This is a genomic window from Pseudomonas sp. S06B 330, assembly GCF_002845275.2.
GTDB lineage: Bacteria > Pseudomonadota > Gammaproteobacteria > Pseudomonadales > Pseudomonadaceae > Aquipseudomonas.
Genome location: NZ_CP088149.1, coordinates 1,606,069 through 1,626,980, shown reverse-complemented (window position 1 = coordinate 1,626,980; position 20,912 = coordinate 1,606,069). Strand labels below are relative to the sequence as shown.

The window sequence follows — 20,912 nt, the reverse complement described above, 5'->3', positions numbered from 1 at the left end:
AATCCGCGCGTAGTGTGCCTTGTGCGCCTTGGGTGATCGCCGGATAGTCGCGGCATCGACAAGGAGCCGTTCCATGCCCAACCCGTGTTCCCCTGCCCTACTGGCCTTTGCCCTGTGCCTGATCACTTTCGCGGTCAACCTGCAGGCGCCGCTGTATGGCGCCTATGCCGAGCTTTCTGGACGAGGCGCGGCGGCCACGGCGGTGGCTTTTTCGGCTTATGTTGTCGGCGTGATCCCCGTGCTGTTGCTGCTCGGCGGCCTGGCGGACCGGATCGGGCGGCGGCCGCTGATTATGCTTGCCCTGTCCTTGTCGATGCTGGCCACCGTATTGATGCTGCTGGCGCCAACCCTGGAGACACTGGGGCTTGCCCGCTTGCTGCTCGGGCTTGGTACCGCCCTCGCTTCGGCGACGGGCACCGCTTACATGAGCGAGCTGATGGCCAACAACGACAGCTCGCGCGCCGCCACCTGGGTCACCGCCAGCACGTCGCTGGGCTTTGGTCTCGGCGCTGCACTGACTAGCCTGTTTCTGTTACGCGGGCCGACGTTGGCTCCAGAGAGCTTCTACCTGCATCTGCTGCTCGCCAGCCTGGCCTTACTGGCGGTCTGGCGCCTTCCGGACCGAGGCGGCGACAGGCAAGGCGCATGGCTGCGCCTGCCCTTCTACCCCACAGGCAGCCTGGTCTATGGTTTGGCAATACTGCTGGCCTGGGCCTGCGTCGGCCTGGTGATCGCCTTGCTGCCCTCGATCCTGAAGCAGCATGACTTGGCCAGCTGGTCGGGTTTCTCAACCTTCTGCGTGATCAGCTGTGGCTTGTTATTCCAACCGTTGGCCCGACGCCTGGAACCGGCCAAAGCGACCCTGGTCGGTTTGATGATCTTGCCGTGCAGCTATGCCCTGCTGGCCTGGGGTGCCGACAGTGGTCAGCTTGTGGCGGTGCTGCTGGGCACCGTGGCGGCCAGCAGCGCCTGCTATGGATTTGTTTATCTGGGAGGACTGTCAGCCGTGAACCTGCTGGCAGGTACGGAGAAAACCCGCGCCAGCGCAGGATTCTTTCTGCTCGCTTACCTGGGCTTCAGCCTGCCGGTGATCTTTACCGGGCTGCTGGCCGACCACCTGGGTGCCAGGGTTGCCTTACTGGTATTCGCTGCCGGCTTGCTGCTCGGCTGCGTATTGCTTGGCGCCCGCTTGTTTCAACACTGCCGACAGTTGCCCATTCAGCCAATGGTTCCCTGACAAATCAGTGACTTGGGTGCATCAACGGCGGTGAAAGAAAATGTATAAACGCCCTGAAAATGTTACAGTTATTTGACGATGGCATTTTGACATATAGAGACGCGAACTGTGGGCGGATGCAAGGATTTGGTCAACGAGTTTTCCTTTACGCTCAACCACCGTCGCTCCACATTACACTTCAAGTCCGCCCCCGCCACCTTCACCACTCAGGCCTTGCAGCGCCTGGTCGAGCAAAAGCGCTCAAGTGACCGCATCAGCGCCCCCCTGGATTGCACGCAAAGCGCCTTGTTCACCAAACGCCATCCGCTGGAGTCGCTGAAGAAAAAGCTGCGCGTGGCCTTCGGTGGCGCTAAACGCCAGAACCTCAATGACTGGATGATTGAAGAGCTGGTCAACACTGCCGAAGCGCACAAACGCGGTGCCCGTGTCGCGCCGCTGATCGGCTTTGGCTACACCAAAGATCGACTGGGCTTGATGGATGACTTCTACATCATCACCCAATTGCTCACCGGCCACACCGACGGCTGGAGATGGGTAAATGCTCAGCCGCTGCAGGTCGAGACCTTAATCTCCAGCGCCTTTGAGCTCCTGCACTCGCTGCACCAGCAAGGCATCAGCCATATGGACCTGTGGGCCGCCAACGTGATGATGCCGGACGAGCTCCCAGGCCCAGCGCAGGCCATCGACCTGGAAAACTGCTTCTGCCGGCCCACGGCCTTCCTCAGCGAGACCCTCGGCTTTCAGTTCGGCTTCTTTTACCACCGGGAAATCTACCGATTTATCACCGAAGCGCGCTACGACGAACTGGTCGATGCCGCATTGGGGCACTATGCCGATATCGACCGCGCACGCTTCCAGCACTGCTATCAGTTGAGCAAACATGAACACATCGGCCGTAAAGACCGACGTGCCGTGTTTCTTGAAGGCAAATTGCAGTCGCGCTGGTAGATCAGATCGCCGTCGCCCCGCCATCGACCGCCAAGGCTTGACCGGTGGTAAACGCGGCGCCATCACTACACAGATAGAGGACGGCGCTGGCAATTTCCTCGACCTTACCGATGCGCCCAACTGGATGCATGGCTGCAGCAAACTCGGCTTTACGCGGATCGGCCTCGTAAGCGCGGCGGAACATGTCGGTGTCGATTACCGCCGGGCACACGGCATTGACACGGATTTTCTTTTTGGCGTACTCAATCGCCGCTGACTTGGTCAGGCCGATCACCGCATGCTTGGAGGCGCTGTAGATACTCATCTTCGGTGCGGCGCCCAGCCCGGCCACTGACGCGGTGTTGACGATCGCACCACCGCCCTGGGCCAGGAGTAACGGTAGCTGGTGTTTCATGCACAGCCACACGCCCTTGACGTTGACGCCCATGATCGCGTCGAACTCCGCTTCGCTGCCTTCGGCCAGACGGCCCTGCTCGATTTCGATACCGGCGTTGTTGAAGGCATAGTCCAGCCGCCCATAGGCCTCGACAGTGCGTGCCAGCAGCTGCTGCACGTCGGCCTCACGGGTGACATTACAAGCGATGAACAGTGCCTCACCGCCTGCCGCGCGGATCACTTCGACCGTGGCTTCGCCGCCGACAGCGTCGAGGTCTGCCACCACCACCTGCAAACCTTCAGCCGCAAAGGCCAGCGCCGTCGCCCGGCCAATACCTGCTGCGCCCCCGGTGACCAAGGCAACCTGGCCAGAAAAACTCATGCTCATCGCTAGCTCCTGCAACAAAGTGAGGTCAGTGGCCTGGAGTCTAGGCAGGCAATTGCCGTGATGGGCAGCATCATCAGGAGGCCGGTTGAAGGGTTATCGCTGCAGGTGATTATGCAGCTAGCGCTCAATCACCTTTATGGATCGCATTGCATTCGCCAATTGGGTAAACCTTGCCTGAATGCCAGGGAGGGTCTATCAACACTCTTTGCCCTTTACACGAGAGCCGCTGTCATGACTGCACAGAGCAACCGCCGCTTCCTGCTCAGCAAACGTCCAATCGGAGCAGTCAGCCGTGACGACTTCACCTTCGAACAGGTACCGGTGAGCGAACCCGGCGAAGGTCAGGTGCTGGTGAGAAATCTGTATCTGTCCCTGGACCCAGCCATGCGCGGCTGGATGAACGAAGGCAAGTCCTATATCCCGCCAGTGGGGCTTGGCCAAGTGATGCGCGCGTTGGGCGTGGGCGAAGTGATCGCCTCGAAACACCCCGGTTTTGCCGTCGGCGACCACATCAATGGCGCCCTCGGCGTGCAGGACTACTTTGTTGGTGAGCCGCAGGGCTTCTACAAGATCGATCCAAAACTGGCACCGCTGCCGCGCTACCTGTCTGCCCTGGGCATGACCGGCATGACCGCCTACTTTGCCCTGCTCGACGTCGGCGCGCCGAAAGAAGGTGAAACCGTGGTGATCTCCGGTGCCGCCGGTGCGGTGGGCAGCATTGCCGGGCAGATTGCCAAGCTCAAAGGCTGCCGGGTCGTCGGTATCGCCGGCGGCGCCGAGAAATGTCAGTACTTGAAGGATGAACTGGGCTTTGACGGCGTCATCGACTACAAGGCCGACGATGTCCTGGAAGGTCTTAAGCGCGAATGCCCAAAAGGCGTCGACGTGTACTTCGACAACGTGGGTGGCGACATCCTTGATGCCGTACTCAGCCGCTTAAACTTTAAAGCGCGCGTCGTGATCTGCGGCGCCATCAGCCAGTACAACAACAAACAGGCGGTCAAAGGCCCAGCCAACTACCTGTCATTGCTGGTCAACCGTGCGCGGATGGAAGGCTTCGTGGTCATGGACCATGCCGCCAACTACGGCAAGGCCGCACAAGAGATTGCCGGCTGGCTGGCAAGCGGCAAAGTGAAAAGCAAGGAAGATGTAGTGGAAGGGCTGGAAACTTTCCCCGAGACGCTATTGAAGCTGTTCAGCGGGGAAAATTTCGGCAAGCTGGTGCTGAAGGTCTAACCTCTTCAGGCGCGGATTTCGGCTACCACCGCCGCCAAGGCCTGCGCCGGATCGACGGCTTGGCTGATCGGGCGACCGATCACCAGGTAATCGGAACCGGCGTCCAGGGCCTGGCGTGGGGTCAGGATACGACGCTGGTCGTCCTGCGCACTGCCCGCCGGGCGAATGCCTGGCGTCACCAGTTGTAGCGACGGATGCGCCGCCTTCAACGCTGGCGCTTCCAGTGCCGAACACACCAAGCCGTCCATCCCGGCCTTCTCGGCCAGTGCCGCCAGACGCAGCACCTGCTCTTGCGGCTCGATATCCAGACCGATACCGGCCAGGTCCTCACGCTCCATGCTGGTCAGCACCGTTACACCGATCAGCAACGGCTGCGGGCCACTGCGCTTGGCCAGCACCTCACGGCACGCGGACATCATGCGCAGACCGCCGGAGCAATGCACGTTGACCATCCACACACCCATTTCTGCCGCGGCTTTAACCGCCATGGCCGTAGTGTTGGGAATATCGTGGAATTTCAGATCGAGGAACACCTCGAAGCCCTTCTCGACCAGGGTTTCGACAATCCCCGATGCGCTGCTGGTGAACAGCTCCTTGCCAACTTTGACCCGGCACAGGGTCGGATCGAGCTGATCCGCCAGCTTCAGGGCGGCGTCACGGGTAGGGAAATCCAGGGCGACGATGATGGGCGTCTGGCAGGCGGACATGAGGCGGGTCTCTTGGCAAGTCTTGAACGGCGCGCATTGTAAACGATGTAACGGATTGTTGGGGGCCAATGATCGCGAATTGGCCCGCCGGTGGCGCCGCACCTATAATTGAACCACTGAATGATGGAACGGTTCCAATTTACAGGAGCGGCATCATTCGCCGCTCATAGGAGAACAACATGCCTTGGTATGCCTGGTTGATAATGGTGCTCGCAATAGGCTCCATCGTGGGTGGCCTGATGCTGCTACGTGATACCGCAAAAAAGCTGCCCCTGACCGAGGAACAGCTCAAGCGCGTGCATGAGCGCAACGCAGAGATGGATGCCAAGGATGCGCAAGACCGCTGAGCCCACGCGTTCCCCGCTCCACCTAAAGCATCACTTATAGCGTGCTGCGGCTGAACTGCGCGACAAATTCGGCCCCAGCGCATCGCGCGCCGTAATCAACGCCTGCCAATCTGCAGCGTTGGGCAATGACGGAATCGTCACCAACTCCTTGCTGTCCAGCCCACTCAGCGCGGCATCGACCATCTCCCCCACTTCCATCACCATCCGTGGATCGATATGGGCGACATCCAGCCCAGAGCGTTCCCAGATTTCGGTGCGGGTTACGCCAGGCAGCACCGCTTGCACTTGTACGCCTTTGTCCCTCAGCTCGCCGTGCAGTGTCTGGGTGAGACTCAATACGTACGCTTTGCTGGCACTGTAAACAGCATTGAACATCTCCGGTGCCAAGGCCACCACCGATGCCAGGTTAATAATGGTGCCGCGACCTGCTTTGCCGAACTGGGCGGCCGCAGCTGAAGCCAGGCGTGTAACGGCGACAATATTGAGCGCCACCAAGGCATCAATTTGCTCTGGTGTCGCCTCGGCCAACGTGCCGTGCATGGCGATACCGGCATTGTTGACCAGCACCCCAATACTCTGATCAGTGCGTAGACGTTGCTCGACGTGGGACAGGTCTTTGGGCTGCGAAAGATCCGCCGCCAGAACCTCGACATTGACGCCATGGCGGGCTTGCAGATCTGCGGCCAGGGCTTCGAGCCGCTGCCGGTCACGCGCGACCAACAATACATCGTGGCCACGGGCGGCCAATCGTTCGGCATAGACTGCACCGATGCCGGAAGAAGCGCCGGTGATGAGTGCGGTGGGGGTTAGCGTGGAAGCTGACATAGCGGTGATCTCCGGGGACTGGCTGAGGACGGATGAGCCTGCCCAAGAGAAAATATTACCAACGTAATATTTATACAAATCCGACTGACCAAAGGCACTCCCCAAACAAGAAGGCCGGTCAGTGACCGGCCTCTATGGGAGCGCTAGTTAACGGTGAGCCGGTCGCGGTTGCGGTCGAGTAGCGCCTTGCCGATGCCCTTGATCTCCAGCAATTCATCCACTGAAGCGAAGGCTCCGTGTTCTTCGCGATAGGCGACGATGGCTTCAGCTCGGGTTTTGCCGATGCCCGTCAGGGTGGATTGCAGGGTTGGAGCGTCGGCGGTGTTCAGGTCCAGGCGGGCGACAGGGTGTTGTGCCGCGACGACCGCCACCGGGGCTACAACTGGGTCAGCGGCGGGTGCTGCACTTAATGAGAAGGAGGCACTGGCGAACAGAGGGAGGAGCAGGTAGGACAGGACGGTGTTGCGCATGGGTTAAGACTCCTAGGTGGTTGCGAAGGCAGCTTTTCCTTGGCTGCCTTTGAAATTTAGAACGGGTTGGGGGGGAGTCAAATGGTGGGGGGTGGGGGAATCGTTACTGAATCGGACGGAGGGTTGGGAGTGGGGGGGCAGAAATTTTGTGTTCGGGCATAACATGAGCAAGAGGTGTATGTAAGCCAACAAAAAAGAAACCCGCGTGCCAAGCACTTCGAGAACTGCCGAAAATCCCGAAAGAGCTGCTTAGCAGCTCGCCGACGGGGCGATGACCGCTGAAGCTATTGGGATGCCTCTGCGCCGCTCAAGAAGGACCTGATTGAGCGATCCCTGAGGGCCGAAGTCGGTCACCACTTGTGCTATCCGCCGGGCGCGCAGCGCCCAGAATATGAGACCAACGTTCAGGTTTTCGACCAGTTTGCGCACCTAGCCAGATGCGTGCCCGACCTGACCCAGAAACGCGGCTACCCGCACCCAGCTGTCGATCTTGTAGAGAGCCATAGTCCGGTTGAGCACAGACAAAAATAAACCCGCTCTGTGACGAGTGTTGGATAGAATGCCCGTTTTGATTATCTGAATCTGAGAATGCAGTCCATGGGCACGAGTGGCGAGAGTTCTTTGGAATCCAACAAAATAAACTACATACCCGGCCTAGATGGCGTGAGAGCAGTATCCGTAGCTCTTGTTATATTTTTTCACTATGCATCGTTTTTTCCAGATGCATTCAGTTCGACTGGTCTTATTGGAGAGACATTAGGGAAAATTTTTTCTATTGGTTGGATCGGGGTTGATATTTTTTTTGTTATATCCGGCTACCTAATAGCAACAACACTCATCAAAAACCCAATAAGTTCAACAGGCGGCTATGCTAAATTCATAAAAAAGAGATTTCTCAGACTAATACCAACGTATGCAGTATGTGCCATAACATTCTTGAGCCTGTCGTTAATCTTCTACCCAGAAAGTAAAATCGTAGAAAACCAGTATTCAATATGGACACTGTCATCAAACATACCAACAGTCTGGGGCGAGCGGTCACCGCTAGGCGGGCCAGGCTTCACGCTGGTTCACTTCTGGTCTCTGGCAGTGGAGTGGCACTTCTACATAACTTTCCCTATTGCGATGATCCTAATAAGATCTGCTCGAAACATTGCGATCCTGGCAATCATCATAGCCATCGCATCGAGAGTAACCCTTATCTATATAGGGCATGAAAATTTCGACAACGCTATATATGCATTCACGACATGCAGAGGTGATGCGCTTGCTTGTGGTGTTTTCCTGGCAACCCTGAAGGAATGCAAAGGATCAAAGCTCCCACCCCTCATTGGGCTGATAGGGATCTTAGTTCTATTAGGAATCTTGTACAAGATAACAAAAAGCGACGTACTATTTAAAGCCATTCCTTGGCTTCAGATATTTGGCTATACATTGATTGCCCTGTCTGTAGCCATGGTTATTTATTCCATAATAAACTCAAGCCAAGCATCAGCAACAATACGAGCACTTGAAAGCAAACCATTTACCGCGATCGGTCGCTCAAGTTACAGCTTATACATCTGGCACTTGCCACTGTACCCAATGATTGTGCTCTCAGCAAAAAAACACATCAACTCCCCTACAGATCAACTAATAATTTCAGCATCGGCATCACTACTGGCGACAGCAATATTTGGCGCTCTTTCGTATCGCTATATAGAATTAAGATTTATGCGACCAAGGCCAGCCCGTACCATACAAATCAATTCGTCATACCGATCAACATAACGCGACACAAAGCGTCGACACTTAAACTGTCGGCACTTTTCATGCGGACAGCGAGTTAGCATTATGCAGGACGCAGCAGTGAGCGTTCCTTCCGACTAGGCCGGCATTCTGTGGAAGCGCTAGTTAACGCTGAACTCGTAACGCTTGCGTTCAAGCAGCTCCTTGCCGATGCCCTTGATCTCCACCTACTCACCCACTGAAGCGAAGGCTCTATGTTCTTCGCGATAAGCGACGATGGCTTCAGATCTGGTTTTACCGATGCCAGCCAGAGTGGATTGCAGGGTTGGGGCGTCGGCGGTATTCAGGTCCAGGCGGCGACGGGGTGTTGTGCCGCGACGACTGCCACCGGGGCTACAACAGGATCAGCGGCGGGTGCTGCAGGGAGGCGCTTGCGAACAGAGGGAGCAGCAGCTAGCACAGGACGGTGTTACGCATGTGTTGAGACTCCTATGTGGTTGCGAAGGCAGCTTTTCCTTAGCTGCCTTTGAAACTTAGAACGGACTGGAGGGAGTCAAATGTTGGGGAAATCGTTACTGAATCAGACGAGGGGAGTTCATCAACTCCAGAACTATCGATAACATACGCAATATCAACTAATCGACTTCCTCATTCACTAACCACAACTAGCCAATACTAGCCAATACTAGATTTACGAATAAATGGAAGTTCGATGTATTTATACTGAATGAGCGACAAGACGAACACTGTCATAACACCGACAAAAGTCACGAGTATAAACACCCCTCCCCCGTAATGACCAACAGAAACAACATCCCTAAAAAAAACCCGATTAACAATCAAAACCGGAGCATGTAAAAGATACATACTATAACTTATATCACCCAACAACCTAAGCGGTCTAGAGGAAAGAATTTTCGGCTTACACAAAGCAATAAGCAAAAACAACAAAGACGCTAGTAAAAAGCGCTCCCACCCATATGATGGATAGCTGGAGTAAATCAAATAGAAAACCAAAAATAGGATAAAAAACCCAAAAACCAACCTAACCGCAATAGGAGGACTAAACTTTCTTGCCAAAAGATAAGCGACACCCCCGGTTAGAAAGTACCCGAAAAAAGTTTCGCCTGTCCTCGCCAACTCGTACATAACAATAGCAAAGATAATCGCAAAGCCTGCGCCAACACCCACTCGAGCAATAAAGTAAACCACAAAAGGAAATGACGTATAAAAAAGAATCTCATACTTAAGCGTCCAGATCACGCCAAATATAAGATCAAGGTGAACAGCGGCAAAAACTTTACCCTCGCCTTTCCCCGCAAACCCCATAAATGCCATATCTACGATATTTGCCAACTGACCAAAAGAAGCCTTACCAACATCCCCATAGATAATCACCGCCATAACACCGAGCACATAGAATACGAGGTATCCTGGAACTATGCGCCTAACCCTTGAACGATAGAAAACATCCCAAGAAAATTCGCCTCTCCTGTGAATCATTTGGCCAAAAAATAAAAAGCCTGTAATACAAAAAAAAATCTGAACACCTAGTGGACCATAATTAGCACGACCTTCAAATAGGAATGACACCCCAGAGCCCGATGGTGTTATTCTCCAGAAATGAGTAGCGACCACTCCTACCGCTGCTATGCCTCTAAGCCCATCTATATAATCAAACCTATTACCATTAGAAATTTCAGTAACACTAGACCTAGCTGTCACTGCCCAGGCAAAAAATAAAAATAGTGAAAAAATAATTAAAGGAAGTAAATTTGTTAGTGTCATAGTGGTAAGACCAAGGCCTAGAGCGTGCAGCCTACATCACGGCCCACGCAAATTATCAAGAGACAACTAATGGGTGTAGCAAAATAGGGAAGTCTGCACTCGTGAACTGCTACACCCTGATTGGCTTTAATCGATAAACCTGAGATTAAAATGATTTCATCCAGATTCTTTCAGACGATTCGGCACCGCAAGTAAAATAGCAACTGGCAACCAGAAAACCGTCCAATAATCACTAGGTCGCGTGATAATTCGCTCAACATCAGTCAGCATTGCGATCAATGCATACGCTAACGCCGGAAAAGTCAAACGAACCCAAGGATCGTTGCGCAGATGCCAAGCTTTGTAGCACAACCCCAATAGACCAAAAATCAATAACCCAAATGAGATTACACCGCTATCGAAAATTTGCTGTAGATAGAGGCTATGAGCATGAGGGGAAATCATTTTCCCATTCGGCCACACATACTCGAAGGGAGTACCTAACCCATGCCCAAAGAGCCAATGTCCCGACATAATGTCGAAGTAGTAAGCCCAGATTGGTCCGCGACCGGATAACTGCCGCCTTCCCACCTCATCAACTATTTGATCCCAAAAAAGAAAAACCCCAGCAAAGGCAACAACTGCAAAGAGCCCCACCCCCCAAATGCCACGCTTTGACTTCTGCATTACCACCGCAAATATGCAACCGACAAGTAGCGCGAACCAGGCGCCCCGTGTCCCTGTCATTAACACATAAGCAGCCAGGACAATGAAGACCATCAACCAAGCAGACGTTGCCCAGTTACTAATTCGTTTATCAAGTGCCATCCCGATTGCCCAAGTAGCTACGGCACCATTGAAAATACCAGCAGCTACAGGCCAACCATAGTTTGCAAAATCTCCGACCCCCATGCGGTCTATCCGAAATGCGCGATAAGTCATTGGCTTGTCGAGCACACCATATTGATAGATCAAACTTACCATGGCTCCAAAAGCAACCACGATCACAGCTGCCAGCAAGGCACGGCGAAAAAACATCTCATGACGGTTAAATAACAAATTAATCGACACTAAGTATATCCCGATGAAAAGACAGCGCTTCGCTAACGTGTGCGGACTGGCTTCGGAGCCTGTAGCCCACAACGTACTCATCGCCACCCAACCTAGGAACAAGGCCCACGGTAGATACTTTAAATCAAGCTTGAAGCCACCCTTCGCAATAATTCTGTAGAGTGAAAAAATCAGAGCTGGCAACAATAGCCATATATAAATTTGAGCATTTCGACCACTACCCGAGACTATCCAGACCTTACCACTTATCTGAACAAAGAATCCGATAGTTAACATCCAAGCCATTACTGCCGACCAACGAATGGTCATAAAATGCTCAGTCACGGCACTTAATTTGCCAATTTTCATATGCTCTCGCTACACTCGCACCAACATCAATACGCGTTTTTATTTATAAAACCCTTGAATACTGTTAGAAAGATTATCTTCAAGTCCAGCCAAAGCGACCAGTTACCGATATACCAAAGATCGTGCTCCACTCGCTTCTTCATCTTCTCTAACGTATCGGTTTCGCCGCGATAGCCGCTAACTTGAGCCCAACCAGTAATACCCGGTTTGACCTTGTGACGCTGCATGTATGATTCAACCAAATCTTTATAGTATTCATTATGTGATAAAGCATGAGGACGCGGCCCAACAATAGACATACGTCCCTGCAGCACATTGAAAAACTGCGGCAACTCATCAAGGCTTGTACGCCTTAGAAACGCGCCAACTCGCGTAATGCGCGAATCATTCCGCGTTGCCTGAGTCACACTCTCCGAATTCTCCCGATGAACAACCATGGAACGAAATTTATAAACCTTAAAACGCTTTCCGTTAATACCGGTACGGTACTGTTTGAACAAAATTGGTCCATTCGAGGTCAATTTGATTGCTATCGCAATCATCAAGCAAACTGGTGCAATCAGCAATGAAATTAAAGCGCCCAACACGAGATCTTCCAAACGCTTGAGCAAGCGTGGCGGCCCATCCATGGGACTACAACTCAAGTCAAGCGAATAGACACCCGCTATATGACTGACTTTGTGATTAAGCAGAGGAATATCATCCCACTCAGGAATAAATCGGACTGCAACAGTATGATGGCGAAGTGCATACATAATTGAACGAATCCCTCCGCCTTCGCTCAGCGGCAAGCACAACCAGACCTCATGCACTCCTAGCTCGTTGACTTTTGCAACCAAATGTTCCAACCAGCCCTCTTCCAAACGGAACGGTAGACTTTGAACCACCTTGAAACCATATTCGTCAAGCGCAGGGCCGCTGCTCAACTGGCTGGCCAACATGCCGCCTGAATCCACAAGTAAAACGGTTTTCAGATTCATCCCCGACGCGCGCAATCGCCGCAGCAGCAAGAAGACTGTCAAACGAAGCAATAAGCTCAATCCTCCACCTGCAAGCAGTGTGGTGCTGAACCATATTCGCGAATAGTTCTCGGAAACTTTCAGAAAAAACGTAAGCGATAGCAAAATGCCGGCCGCTGCGAACCACCCAGCCAACAGTACAGTAAATTGACGTAAGAACGCGTACCCTCGCTGGGAACCATAAACCCCGCCCATTCCTAGGCAGAGCACGACCACAATCGCCGTCAGCATCGTCGCGGTGTTGTAACGGCCGTTCATTTCCAGGCTACCAAAGCGGTAATAATGAGCCAGGACACCTGCTATCAGTACAATCAAAAAATCCAGTAACGCCACAAAAACAGGCACCGGATAGCGCTCGGCAAAGGTTGGCTTATAACGAGGAATAGCTTGCATATCCTTTACAAAAACTCCGACTGAACGCGAACGAGGATGACAATAATACTGCCCTTTACTGCAGATTTCTAAGGAAACTCCGAACACGTCTTCAAATATGCAGCAAGGGACCCAACCGCCTAAGCCGAGCCGCCAGACGGGTCAGGTGAATTTTCGAGATCTGAATACGTCGACAACCGCTCCTCCAAAACTGCTTTCTCGCCAAGATGACTCGGGTCGTGCCCTGCCCGGCTTGCTGGCGCGAATCAGACCGTATCATTTGAAGGTTGACGGTGTTTACGTGTAAGAATCGCGCGGCATGACAGACCCTCTCTGAGCAACGATGCATTGCCTGAAATAAACTGTAAACCAATTCACGTGTTAACCCGGAGTCTCTCGAAAGTCACCAGAGCCATTCCCCCCACGCACGCTGGAAAGCATAAGCGGGCCCTGGTAATCCTTATTTTTATCAATGGCTAGTACGATTAATAGGCATCTCGCTTACCTAGGACACCATTATCGTAGCAGGGATCACCAATGTACCTCGCTCAACCAATAATGCAAAGCCACGTGCAATCCCAATACACACCAGGAGAAAAAGATAGTATTCATCCTAGCATATAGACGCTTAACGACATCAATTTAAATAGTATTTCTGGCATACTGAAAACTACGCCACACAGGTCTGTTTACTAGACGATGTGAACCGTCGATAAACATTATTCAACCAATCCCGAGCTGGCCTCTCCACAAACATGAAGACCAAAATAGAAATCATCACAAGGAATAAAAAATACAGATAGAAAGCAGTGTCTCCAGAAAGTAAATGGCTACCCACGAAAAACTTATTGAAAGCAAGGAAAACCGGCAACTGAAGAATATACAGCGCATAACTTGCCTCCCCTAGTAAAACAGAGGTCTTATTCGCCAAGAGCCACCCAAAGCCGCGAGAAGCGACAACGACTGAAAAAATAAACAACGCATAGAGTGGGGCCAAACCTCCAGCAGCATTCAATATTTTAATACCTAAAAAGGTAGATACCCTAGTATTTAGAATCTCATATATTAGATAAGCAGCTCCCCACGCACCAAGGAAGCACAATCTAACAGCAAGGGTAGTGCCAAGACTCGACCTATAAGCAAGCAATACATATGCCGTTGCTAGTCCTAGTATAAAACTGGAGAGATGTGACAGTGGGAAGTAAAAAATCAGGCCATGCCCAAATTTCCCACCAACTTTATATAAATCAGACGAATACAGATTACCCAACACAAGCTGAGAAAACACCCAAAACAATAGCGCCGCCCCAACAAATCCAAAAGCAGAAAATTTCAAATCCTTTATTAATATAAGTACAAAAGGGAAAATCGTATAAAAAAACAACTCCACAGATATCGACCAACCAGGATAGTTACCCCAAGCCGCAAATTGAGGAAACCAAGCCTTAAGAAGAGTCACATCAACAACCAACTGCCACCCCCCAAAGGACCTAAAACAGAGCAGGCTCAATAATGCCAGCATGTAAACCGGAACAATCCTGGAAAATCGCGCGACAAAATACTCGCCAATCCGAAAATCAGGCCGCGCCAAATAGACGTAAGCCATAATAAATCCGGAAAGCACAAAGAAAAAGCCAACCATTTGTGGCCCTGCAGTCAAAAAACCCTTACCTACAGAGGACACCAACTCAACGTCCTTGCCAAAATGAAAAATAACAACAATTGCTGCGGCCAGAAACCTTAGCCCAGTCAAGACTCGCGTATCCATCCTCCCCCCTGCCAATATAGAACAGCAACTTATTTTTTGAATACGCCGACAACGTCATTATTCTTTTTCACTAGCAGAGAGGTAATTTGACGATTCTCCATCACAGATAAAGCATCTTCAATTCGAGTCCCCACAGAAATAGTAACCGGCTCAGCACTCATCAGCTCAATGGCTTTTTTGGAAAATACATCTTCACCATAACACTCGATGGCGCGCCTGATATCACCATCGGTCACCACTCCCCAACCTTCTTCCGCTTCAACAATAGCCAGCCCTAAGGAGCCATGAGTCATTATTTTAATCAGCTCTAAAACTTTGGCTCCCTCAGCTACGAACGGTAAGTCGTCCTTGACCATCTCATCTTCTACAAAGGATAAAAGGCGACGACCTAAAGAACCGCCTGGGTGAAAACGAGCGAAATGCTCGGGCTTAAACCCCCGCGCCTCCATCAAGGTCACAGCCAAAGCATCGCCCATCGCAAGAGTTGCGGTAGTAGAGGATGTCGGAGCCAATTGTAGTGGACAAGCTTCCTGCTCAACGTGCACGTCAAGATGACAATCGGCAGCGCGCGACAATGAAGAGGACGAGTTACCAGTGATCGCAACGAGAAAGTTGCCATTATCCTTCAGAAACGGTAACAGCTTAATTACTTCATCGGTTTCACCGGAGTTGGAAATAGCAACAAACACATCCTCGTTCGTCACCATACCCAAATCGCCATGATAGGCTTCACCAGGATGCATGAAGAAACTAGGTGTTCCCGTACTTGCTAGCGTAGCCGCAATTTTCTTACCGATAATTCCAGACTTACCCATACCACAAACAATAACTCGACCACGGGAGCGTAATACGCGATCAACAGTAGTGCTAAAGTTTGCGTCCAACCTAGCTGACAGTGCTGCTACCGATTCAGCTTCGATATGGAAGACCCGACGAGCAGAAGCAAGGTAATTTGGCTGTGTGGTGGAATTACTATTCTTACTGTCCATGGGTTAGCGAATGTCCATTACAGGGAAAGCTTTAACTACATCGTCCAGCACCTTGATCTGGGCCAGAAACGGTTCCAGTTTGTCCAGCGGTAAGGCGCTAGGACCGTCGCAACGGGCCTGATCTGGGTCAGCATGGGCTTCCAGAAATAATCCGGCCAATCCAACCGCCATACCTGCACGTGCAAGCTCCGCAACCTGACGACGACGACCGCCGGAGGCCTCGCTGCCAGCATCACGGCGCTGCAGACTATGGGTGACATCGAAAATTGCTGGATATCCGCCAGAAGCTTCGATCATCTCGTGGAAACCGAGCATGTCGACCACCAGATTGTCATAGCCGAACTGGCTGCCACGCTCGCACAGAATGATTTTATCATTACCGGCTTCCAGGATCTTCGCGGTGATATGTTTAATCTGTGAAGGTGAAAGGAATTGTGGCTTCTTGATGTTGATCACGCGCCCTGTTTTGGCAATAGCCACGACCAGATCGGTTTGGCGGGCAAGAAATGCAGGAATCTGTAACACATCCACCACTTCGGCGACCGGTACAGCCTGCTCGATTTCATGCACGTCGGTGATGACTGGACAACCGAAGCGGGCTTTTACTTCAGCGAAAATGCGCAATCCCTCGTCCATACCAACACCGCGAAATGACTTGATCGAACTACGATTAGCCTTGTCAAAACTCGCCTTGAACACGTAGGGGATGCCCAGCTTCTCTGTAACTTTAACGTAGTGCTCGGCAGCGCGAAGGGTAGAATCCAAGTCTTCAATCACGTTTATTCCACCGAACAGCACGAACGGCTTGTCATTGGCGACAGCAATTGTGTCGTTAATATGGACGGTGACAGGAGCGATGATCATGAGTGTAGTTCGTCTCTAAATAAAAGGGTCGTAATTCGTAGCCAATCAGCAGCGCTGCCACTGTCCCAATGCAGGGTCGTAATGTTTAATTACACGAGCAGGCGCGCCAACGATCACACAGTGATCGGGAAACTCTCCGCGAACAACCGAATTCGCACCAACTACACAACCCTTGCCAAGGATCGTTCCGGCCTGAATGCGAACTCCGATGCCAAGAAAGCAGTTTTCACCGATGCGGGTAGGTCTGATCCTGTCAGGCTGATCGAACACAGGCTTGTCAACACGATCAAACGTGTGGTCAGTATCGGTGACAAATACGTTAGCGGAAATCAAGCAACCCGTTTCAATATGTAGATCGCCACTGGCAATAACATGAAAGCCTTGGCCTATAGACACATTGTCGTGTACAAAAAGCTGTCCTTCCCCGTGACACTCTGCCCGTAGTCCTGGAAAAATCCGGACACGTTTGCCAATATACATTCGTCGGGTATTCATGAGAAATACTGGCGGGCCAATGTAACTTGGTATGGAAAGGCGGCCGAAAATGAGTTTATAGAATAATGCACGAGCACCCCAGAGTAGTTTAAATAGACGGTGCATCTCAGTTCCTCTCATCGAGCAAGGCGGCACAAATACGTGCGGCCTGAGCATTATCATCATTGAACCACTTGCTGAGACTTTGGATTCTTTTCCTTGCCAAATCCGGAAACTGCATATCTTTAAATACTGCAGCAGCGATTGTATCTGGAGTGCTATAACTCAAGCCATTAACGCGAAATGCGTCAGCGAGCTTCCCGTCATCCAACAAATAAATAGGAGCACTGGAATACAACATTTCTATGCTTGCACCCGTCATGTGTGCAAGGCTAAAGTCGACTTGTCCTAAATATGAGGACAAGCCGTAATGGCCTATACCTGAACATCGATGATCGAGAAATTCCGCATATTGCTTTGGCTTGCTCCATGGATGTAAGCGAACTAAATAACTTAAATTTAGCGAACCAGCAACGGACTTTGCAGCTTTCAATAGTTCAGCATTAGACTCTCTTCCATTTTCACCATTGAGCATCACTCCAAATACTCCAAGCTGCGCATGGCTAGCTACACTAGTCCATTGCTTTATCCAACCTGTGATTATGAACTGCTCGGGTTTGAAGCCAACTCTCACGAAGTCTTTCCGTGTTGCCTCACCCCAGCAAAAAATGTAATTTGAAACAAAATTTTCATACACTTCGGCATCAGAACTTATATTACAGGCTTCAAGAATTCGATACTGTCCATGCTGGGTGGTAAAGGTCTCAATACCAGAGAAATTTGCCATTTGTGCCAATAAATTTTCCGGTGCCTGGGCATCACAAAAAGTAACGAGCCTGCGCTTATCCTGCAAAAATGGGAGAAACACCCGCTCTGCAGTTGAGCTATATTTTGCAATTAGCAAGGCGCAACCCAACCGATGAAAATAATTAACGCGATAGCCATCAGCGCACCGCCATGCCTCGGGAATTTTTTTAAGTGTGTGTAGCGCCTGGACGAATGAGAATCGTTCTAAAGACTCAAAATACTCACACCGAGTGCCAAGTAACTCACGCAATCGCTGTGGAATATAATCATAATCAGCCCTACGCTTATGCCGGCATGAGTAATACAAAAGCAATGCATTTCCTTTCGACTCATGCATTGTGACACGCGTAGAAAAAAACAAGGAAAACATCAGTTTCTTGAAAAAACCGAGCACAGATTTATCGTATAAAAATGGAGCAACAACGTGCGCATAATTAACACCTTTCAACATAGCTGTGCGACAAGTTTTGAATGCTTGAATTTTTTTATAATCTACGAACTGATTCATTCTTATGCCTCCTTAGCTATGCCGGTTAGATAGTGCACACGTAGGCCAAGGGCAAGTGAAAGGACAAAGTAGGAAGCGACCAACAATAAGGAGGCCGCCTCCAATGGAAGAAATTGGCAAGCAATAATGAAGATTACAGCGCTGGTCCCGTTGATAGCTGCCTGGACAACAAACAAATAGTTATCGTCATGCGCCATACTCAACACTACTGAAAACAAGGCAGAAATTGAAAAGAAGAACTGACTGGCAAGCAAAATTAGCAACAAGTTTGTCATTTCGACATCTATCTGTGCGTAGGCGAACAACCAGTGGCGTGTTAACACGATGAACAGTGTGATGCCGAGGCTGGCGACGATAATAGCAAGAAAGGAATAACGTACCATGTTTCGCAATCCCTGCAGGTCGCCACCGGCATACAATGATGCGAAGCGCCGGGAAAAGGTGAAGTTTACCGCCAACATAGTCAAGCTGATAAGTGTGGCGACTTTTTGTACCACCACGAACCCTTTGTAGGCGTAATCGCCATAGACATAGGGGACTATTAGTAATGCTGCCCAGCCCACCACTTGCTGTGCCAACACCACCAGCCCCAGCTTATTGGCAGCACTGCTGTCCGCGCTACGCCATTGGAGTTTGAAGGCCGCCGTGAACAATGCCAATGGATTGCCATAACGACCAACAACGGTTACTAGATAAACTCCGACTGCCACACTAGCATATAAAACAATCAAGTCGCGAGCGTCAGGCTTTTTGAAGCTAATCAACAGAAACAGTCCGAAGAGGGAGAGTCCTGGCACAACTATATTTAAAAGGAAGGTGGCGAGATTTGTACGACCATCGCCCTGCAAAACGCGTGCAGCGCATGCAGTCAAGGCCACAAATGTCGCAGCACAAAGCGCAATTGCTAGATTTAATGACTCAACCGATGGCAATACGTTGCTAAAAACCGGAAGATAAACCACGAACGCTGAGAGCAAGCAAACTATTGTCCATAGAGCCACACGCCGATGCGACAATACTGTAAGATGCCGCGATACTGGCTCAATTTCACTTGGAAGTAATTTAGCTATACGACGGATGATTACTTCATCCAACCCCCAACGAAAGCAAACAGCTGCAATGGTGCTGATATTGAATAGCAAAAAAAAATGAGCAGCTGACTCAGTAGGTAAATAGCGCGAAATCATCACTGTAAATAATACTGAAACTCCAGAGCCAAGCCCACGAAGAACGAGCGTATTCAATACCGCAACTGCACGTTTAAAATCCATTATACGGAGTGCCCGGTGGCCCGAGAGAAATTTATCGAAGTGTTAACTTTCGCCCTTTGGTGGCGACCTTCAAGATGGAGCCAATAAATCATCAAAAACACAAGAACTACTCCATTAACGTAATACTCACCCATTCGCAACAGAATAATCATCAAAGTAGCAGCATAGGCAATACTAATAGCGGGGGTATCACCTCGGCGAATCTCGCGCCAGCTCCAAATAAAGAAAACAAAAAAAGCAACCCATGACGCCACACCCAACTCAGCGGTCAGACGCGCAAAGAGTGAAGTTGCTGAGCCACGCCCCGGCAAGTCATCTCGATAATTGGGCATCTCATAGTTATCAATATAGTGATCAAAAACCGAGCTATAAGTACCGAAACCAGTACCAAAACCATAATTATCTTGAAGCGAGCGCAGGGACATAGACATATTCACTGCGAGCGAATAGGTACTGATATTCATACCAGTGGTCATTGTGAGCTCCGCGCCTGAAAGCACTGCAATCGTGTCATTCATGCGCATTTGAAAAAAATGCAACTGACTAACTTTATATGCACCAAAGCCAAAGAGTGGTAATAGAATAAACACCACCCAAATATGGCGAAGCTTTATACCAAACAAAACAGTGATCGCTGCCGATATAAACAAACCTAAATATCCGAGCGAAGATGTCGATAGAAGAATTGCCCCAATGACTGCCCCCCCTAACAGCCCAAGCTTGAAGGTACGTGTAAAGTTCGATACGTAATAGGCACCTGCAGGCAACAAGGAGCAAGCATAAAACGCAGGTTCGACACTCAAGCCAGCAATACCTAGATACGAACCAAAGTCTTTTGCTCCATTAGTGAGAGGAGCAATAAAATTCACACCAGAAGCCACGAAAACAACTTCTTGCAAAATACCAAGAACAGCAAAAACAGATGCAACTTCCAAATAACGCTGAAACAGAAGCCTTGCCGATCTTCCACAGAGATTATGGACGGTTGTGAAAAAGAGTACAAAAAACACCAACATCACGATTTTTGCGACGATAGCGGTGAATCGCTCGAAGTCCACCCCGTAGTTAAATCCCGAGATAAGAAATCCTAAGCATGAAACCCCGACCAACAAAAAGAAGAAAACCCCATACGCCTTGCGAAGGCCGAAAGACCCAGTTCGTGCAACTATCAGCGCATACGTGGCCACCATCAAAAAATACGAAAAAAATAAATTTCCGAATTTTGTTTCAATATAAAGACCTGAAACAAAAATAGAAGACAGGGCGACCCAAGCCAGAAACTTATCTAAACCTAATTGCCTTTTTAATGTTTCAGTATGCATAATAATTATTA

The 20,912-nt window shown here is 50.5% G+C and carries 19 protein-coding genes and 2 pseudogenes; 6 read left to right on the top strand and 15 right to left on the bottom strand.

From position 1 onward, the window contains the following. The first annotated feature begins 73 nt into the window (after positions 1 to 73). Together CX511_RS07585 and CX511_RS07580 are read left to right on the top strand one after the other, a co-directional pair. Complete coding sequence (locus tag CX511_RS07585) at positions 74 to 1,237, top strand: MFS transporter (protein ID WP_101293032.1); 1,164 nt, start codon at positions 74 to 76, stop codon at positions 1,235 to 1,237. 108 nt (positions 1,238 to 1,345) lie between these two features. Next, the gene (locus CX511_RS07580) at positions 1,346 to 2,185 is read left to right on the top strand and encodes a hypothetical protein (RefSeq protein WP_101293033.1); all 840 of its coding nucleotides are present in this window, start codon (positions 1,346 to 1,348) and stop codon (positions 2,183 to 2,185) included. 1 nt (position 2,186) lies between these two features. Here the strand turns inward: CX511_RS07580 and CX511_RS07575 are convergent, their stop codons facing one another. After that, positions 2,187 to 2,948 (bottom strand): SDR family oxidoreductase, encoded by a 762-nt coding sequence (locus CX511_RS07575; RefSeq protein WP_101293034.1) that lies wholly within the window; start codon positions 2,946 to 2,948, stop codon positions 2,187 to 2,189. 231 nt (positions 2,949 to 3,179) lie between these two features. On the opposite strand from CX511_RS07575, the gene CX511_RS07570 reads away from it, so the two are divergent. After that, entirely contained in the window at positions 3,180 to 4,184 is a 1,005-nt protein-coding gene (locus CX511_RS07570) for an NADP-dependent oxidoreductase (RefSeq protein ID WP_101293035.1), read from the top strand. A gap of 5 nt (positions 4,185 to 4,189) precedes the next feature. On the opposite strand, the gene pyrF is transcribed toward CX511_RS07570, so the two are convergent. Next, positions 4,190 to 4,891, bottom strand: a complete 702-nt coding sequence (gene pyrF, locus CX511_RS07565; RefSeq protein WP_045186947.1) for an orotidine-5'-phosphate decarboxylase — start codon at positions 4,889 to 4,891, stop codon at positions 4,190 to 4,192. A 179-nt stretch (positions 4,892 to 5,070) separates the two neighbouring features. Here pyrF and CX511_RS07560 point away from each other — a divergent pair, with 179 nt between their 5' ends. Beyond that, positions 5,071 to 5,238 carry a DUF2897 family protein gene (locus tag CX511_RS07560; RefSeq protein WP_082071392.1) on the top strand — a complete coding sequence of 56 codons (168 nt, stop codon included), beginning with the start codon at positions 5,071 to 5,073 and terminating at the stop codon, positions 5,236 to 5,238. Between the two features lie 30 nt (positions 5,239 to 5,268). On the opposite strand, the gene CX511_RS07555 is transcribed toward CX511_RS07560, so the two are convergent. Further along, a complete protein-coding gene (locus CX511_RS07555) occupies positions 5,269 to 6,063 on the bottom strand; it encodes an SDR family NAD(P)-dependent oxidoreductase (protein WP_045186944.1) in 795 nt (264 codons plus the stop codon). 143 nt (positions 6,064 to 6,206) lie between these two features. Continuing rightward, positions 6,207 to 6,533, bottom strand: a complete 327-nt coding sequence (locus CX511_RS07550) for a ComEA family DNA-binding protein (protein ID WP_101293036.1) — start codon at positions 6,531 to 6,533, stop codon at positions 6,207 to 6,209. Between the two features lie 224 nt (positions 6,534 to 6,757). Here CX511_RS07550 and CX511_RS07545 point away from each other — a divergent pair. After that, a pseudogene (locus CX511_RS07545) lies at positions 6,758 to 6,935 on the top strand (IS256 family transposase); the annotation flags it as partial. Between the two features lie 219 nt (positions 6,936 to 7,154). Beyond that, entirely contained in the window at positions 7,155 to 8,303 is a 1,149-nt protein-coding gene (locus CX511_RS07540; protein ID WP_158240005.1) for an acyltransferase family protein, read from the top strand. 119 nt (positions 8,304 to 8,422) lie between these two features. Here CX511_RS07540 and CX511_RS07535 read toward each other — a convergent pair. From CX511_RS07535 to CX511_RS07485, 11 genes and pseudogenes are all read right to left on the bottom strand, one after another. After that, a pseudogene (locus tag CX511_RS07535) lies at positions 8,423 to 8,721 on the bottom strand (ComEA family DNA-binding protein). 215 nt (positions 8,722 to 8,936) lie between these two features. Beyond that, on the bottom strand, positions 8,937 to 10,049 hold the full coding sequence (locus CX511_RS07530) for an acyltransferase family protein (RefSeq protein WP_101293038.1): 1,113 nt from the start codon (positions 10,047 to 10,049) through the stop codon (positions 8,937 to 8,939). 156 nt (positions 10,050 to 10,205) lie between these two features. After that, on the bottom strand, positions 10,206 to 11,447 hold the full coding sequence (locus CX511_RS07525) for an O-antigen ligase family protein (RefSeq protein ID WP_101293039.1): 1,242 nt from the start codon (positions 11,445 to 11,447) through the stop codon (positions 10,206 to 10,208). 26 nt (positions 11,448 to 11,473) lie between these two features. Then, entirely contained in the window at positions 11,474 to 12,859 is a 1,386-nt protein-coding gene (locus CX511_RS07520) for an undecaprenyl-phosphate glucose phosphotransferase (protein ID WP_101293040.1), read from the bottom strand. A 649-nt stretch (positions 12,860 to 13,508) separates the two neighbouring features. Next, positions 13,509 to 14,606: an acyltransferase family protein gene (locus tag CX511_RS07515; protein WP_101293041.1), complete on the bottom strand. Its 1,098-nt coding sequence runs from the start codon at positions 14,604 to 14,606 to the stop codon at positions 13,509 to 13,511. A 29-nt stretch (positions 14,607 to 14,635) separates the two neighbouring features. Beyond that, positions 14,636 to 15,595, bottom strand: coding sequence for a KpsF/GutQ family sugar-phosphate isomerase (locus CX511_RS07510; protein ID WP_101293042.1), 960 nt, complete (start codon positions 15,593 to 15,595; stop codon positions 14,636 to 14,638). Positions 15,596 to 15,598: 3 nt separating this feature from the next. Beyond that, the gene (kdsA, locus tag CX511_RS07505) at positions 15,599 to 16,459 is read right to left on the bottom strand and encodes a 3-deoxy-8-phosphooctulonate synthase (protein ID WP_101293043.1); all 861 of its coding nucleotides are present in this window, start codon (positions 16,457 to 16,459) and stop codon (positions 15,599 to 15,601) included. 45 nt (positions 16,460 to 16,504) lie between these two features. Next, positions 16,505 to 17,059, bottom strand: a complete 555-nt coding sequence (locus CX511_RS07500; protein WP_101293044.1) for an acyltransferase — start codon at positions 17,057 to 17,059, stop codon at positions 16,505 to 16,507. A gap of 1 nt (position 17,060) precedes the next feature. Beyond that, positions 17,061 to 18,308 (bottom strand): hypothetical protein, encoded by a 1,248-nt coding sequence (locus tag CX511_RS07495; protein ID WP_101293045.1) that lies wholly within the window; start codon positions 18,306 to 18,308, stop codon positions 17,061 to 17,063. A gap of 2 nt (positions 18,309 to 18,310) precedes the next feature. Then, positions 18,311 to 19,579, bottom strand: a complete 1,269-nt coding sequence (locus CX511_RS07490) for a lipopolysaccharide biosynthesis protein (RefSeq protein WP_143527757.1) — start codon at positions 19,577 to 19,579, stop codon at positions 18,311 to 18,313. After that, the gene (locus tag CX511_RS07485; protein WP_143527759.1) at positions 19,579 to 20,901 is read right to left on the bottom strand and encodes a hypothetical protein; all 1,323 of its coding nucleotides are present in this window, start codon (positions 20,899 to 20,901) and stop codon (positions 19,579 to 19,581) included. The genes CX511_RS07490 and CX511_RS07485 overlap by 1 nt, the downstream gene beginning before the upstream one ends. Positions 20,902 to 20,912 lie beyond the last annotated feature (11 nt).

Coding starts and splice junctions, on each gene's coding strand:
- CX511_RS07585 (WP_101293032.1), top strand. CDS start 74: ATGCCCAACCCGTGTTCCCCTGCCCTACTGGCCTTTGCCCTGTGCCTG.
- CX511_RS07575 (WP_101293034.1), bottom strand. CDS start 2,948: ATGAGCATGAGTTTTTCTGGCCAGGTTGCCTTGGTCACCGGGGGCGCA.
- CX511_RS07570 (WP_101293035.1), top strand. CDS start 3,180: ATGACTGCACAGAGCAACCGCCGCTTCCTGCTCAGCAAACGTCCAATC.
- pyrF (WP_045186947.1), bottom strand. CDS start 4,891: ATGTCCGCCTGCCAGACGCCCATCATCGTCGCCCTGGATTTCCCTACC.
- CX511_RS07560 (WP_082071392.1), top strand. CDS start 5,071: ATGCCTTGGTATGCCTGGTTGATAATGGTGCTCGCAATAGGCTCCATC.
- CX511_RS07555 (WP_045186944.1), bottom strand. CDS start 6,063: ATGTCAGCTTCCACGCTAACCCCCACCGCACTCATCACCGGCGCTTCT.
- CX511_RS07550 (WP_101293036.1), bottom strand. CDS start 6,533: ATGCGCAACACCGTCCTGTCCTACCTGCTCCTCCCTCTGTTCGCCAGT.
- CX511_RS07530 (WP_101293038.1), bottom strand. CDS start 10,049: ATGACACTAACAAATTTACTTCCTTTAATTATTTTTTCACTATTTTTA.
- CX511_RS07525 (WP_101293039.1), bottom strand. CDS start 11,447: ATGAAAATTGGCAAATTAAGTGCCGTGACTGAGCATTTTATGACCATT.
- CX511_RS07520 (WP_101293040.1), bottom strand. CDS start 12,859: ATGCAAGCTATTCCTCGTTATAAGCCAACCTTTGCCGAGCGCTATCCG.
- CX511_RS07515 (WP_101293041.1), bottom strand. CDS start 14,606: ATGGATACGCGAGTCTTGACTGGGCTAAGGTTTCTGGCCGCAGCAATT.
- CX511_RS07510 (WP_101293042.1), bottom strand. CDS start 15,595: ATGGACAGTAAGAATAGTAATTCCACCACACAGCCAAATTACCTTGCT.
- kdsA (WP_101293043.1), bottom strand. CDS start 16,459: ATGATCATCGCTCCTGTCACCGTCCATATTAACGACACAATTGCTGTC.
- CX511_RS07500 (WP_101293044.1), bottom strand. CDS start 17,059: ATGCACCGTCTATTTAAACTACTCTGGGGTGCTCGTGCATTATTCTAT.
- CX511_RS07495 (WP_101293045.1), bottom strand. CDS start 18,308: ATGAATCAGTTCGTAGATTATAAAAAAATTCAAGCATTCAAAACTTGT.
- CX511_RS07490 (WP_143527757.1), bottom strand. CDS start 19,579: ATGGATTTTAAACGTGCAGTTGCGGTATTGAATACGCTCGTTCTTCGT.
- CX511_RS07485 (WP_143527759.1), bottom strand. CDS start 20,901: ATGCATACTGAAACATTAAAAAGGCAATTAGGTTTAGATAAGTTTCTG.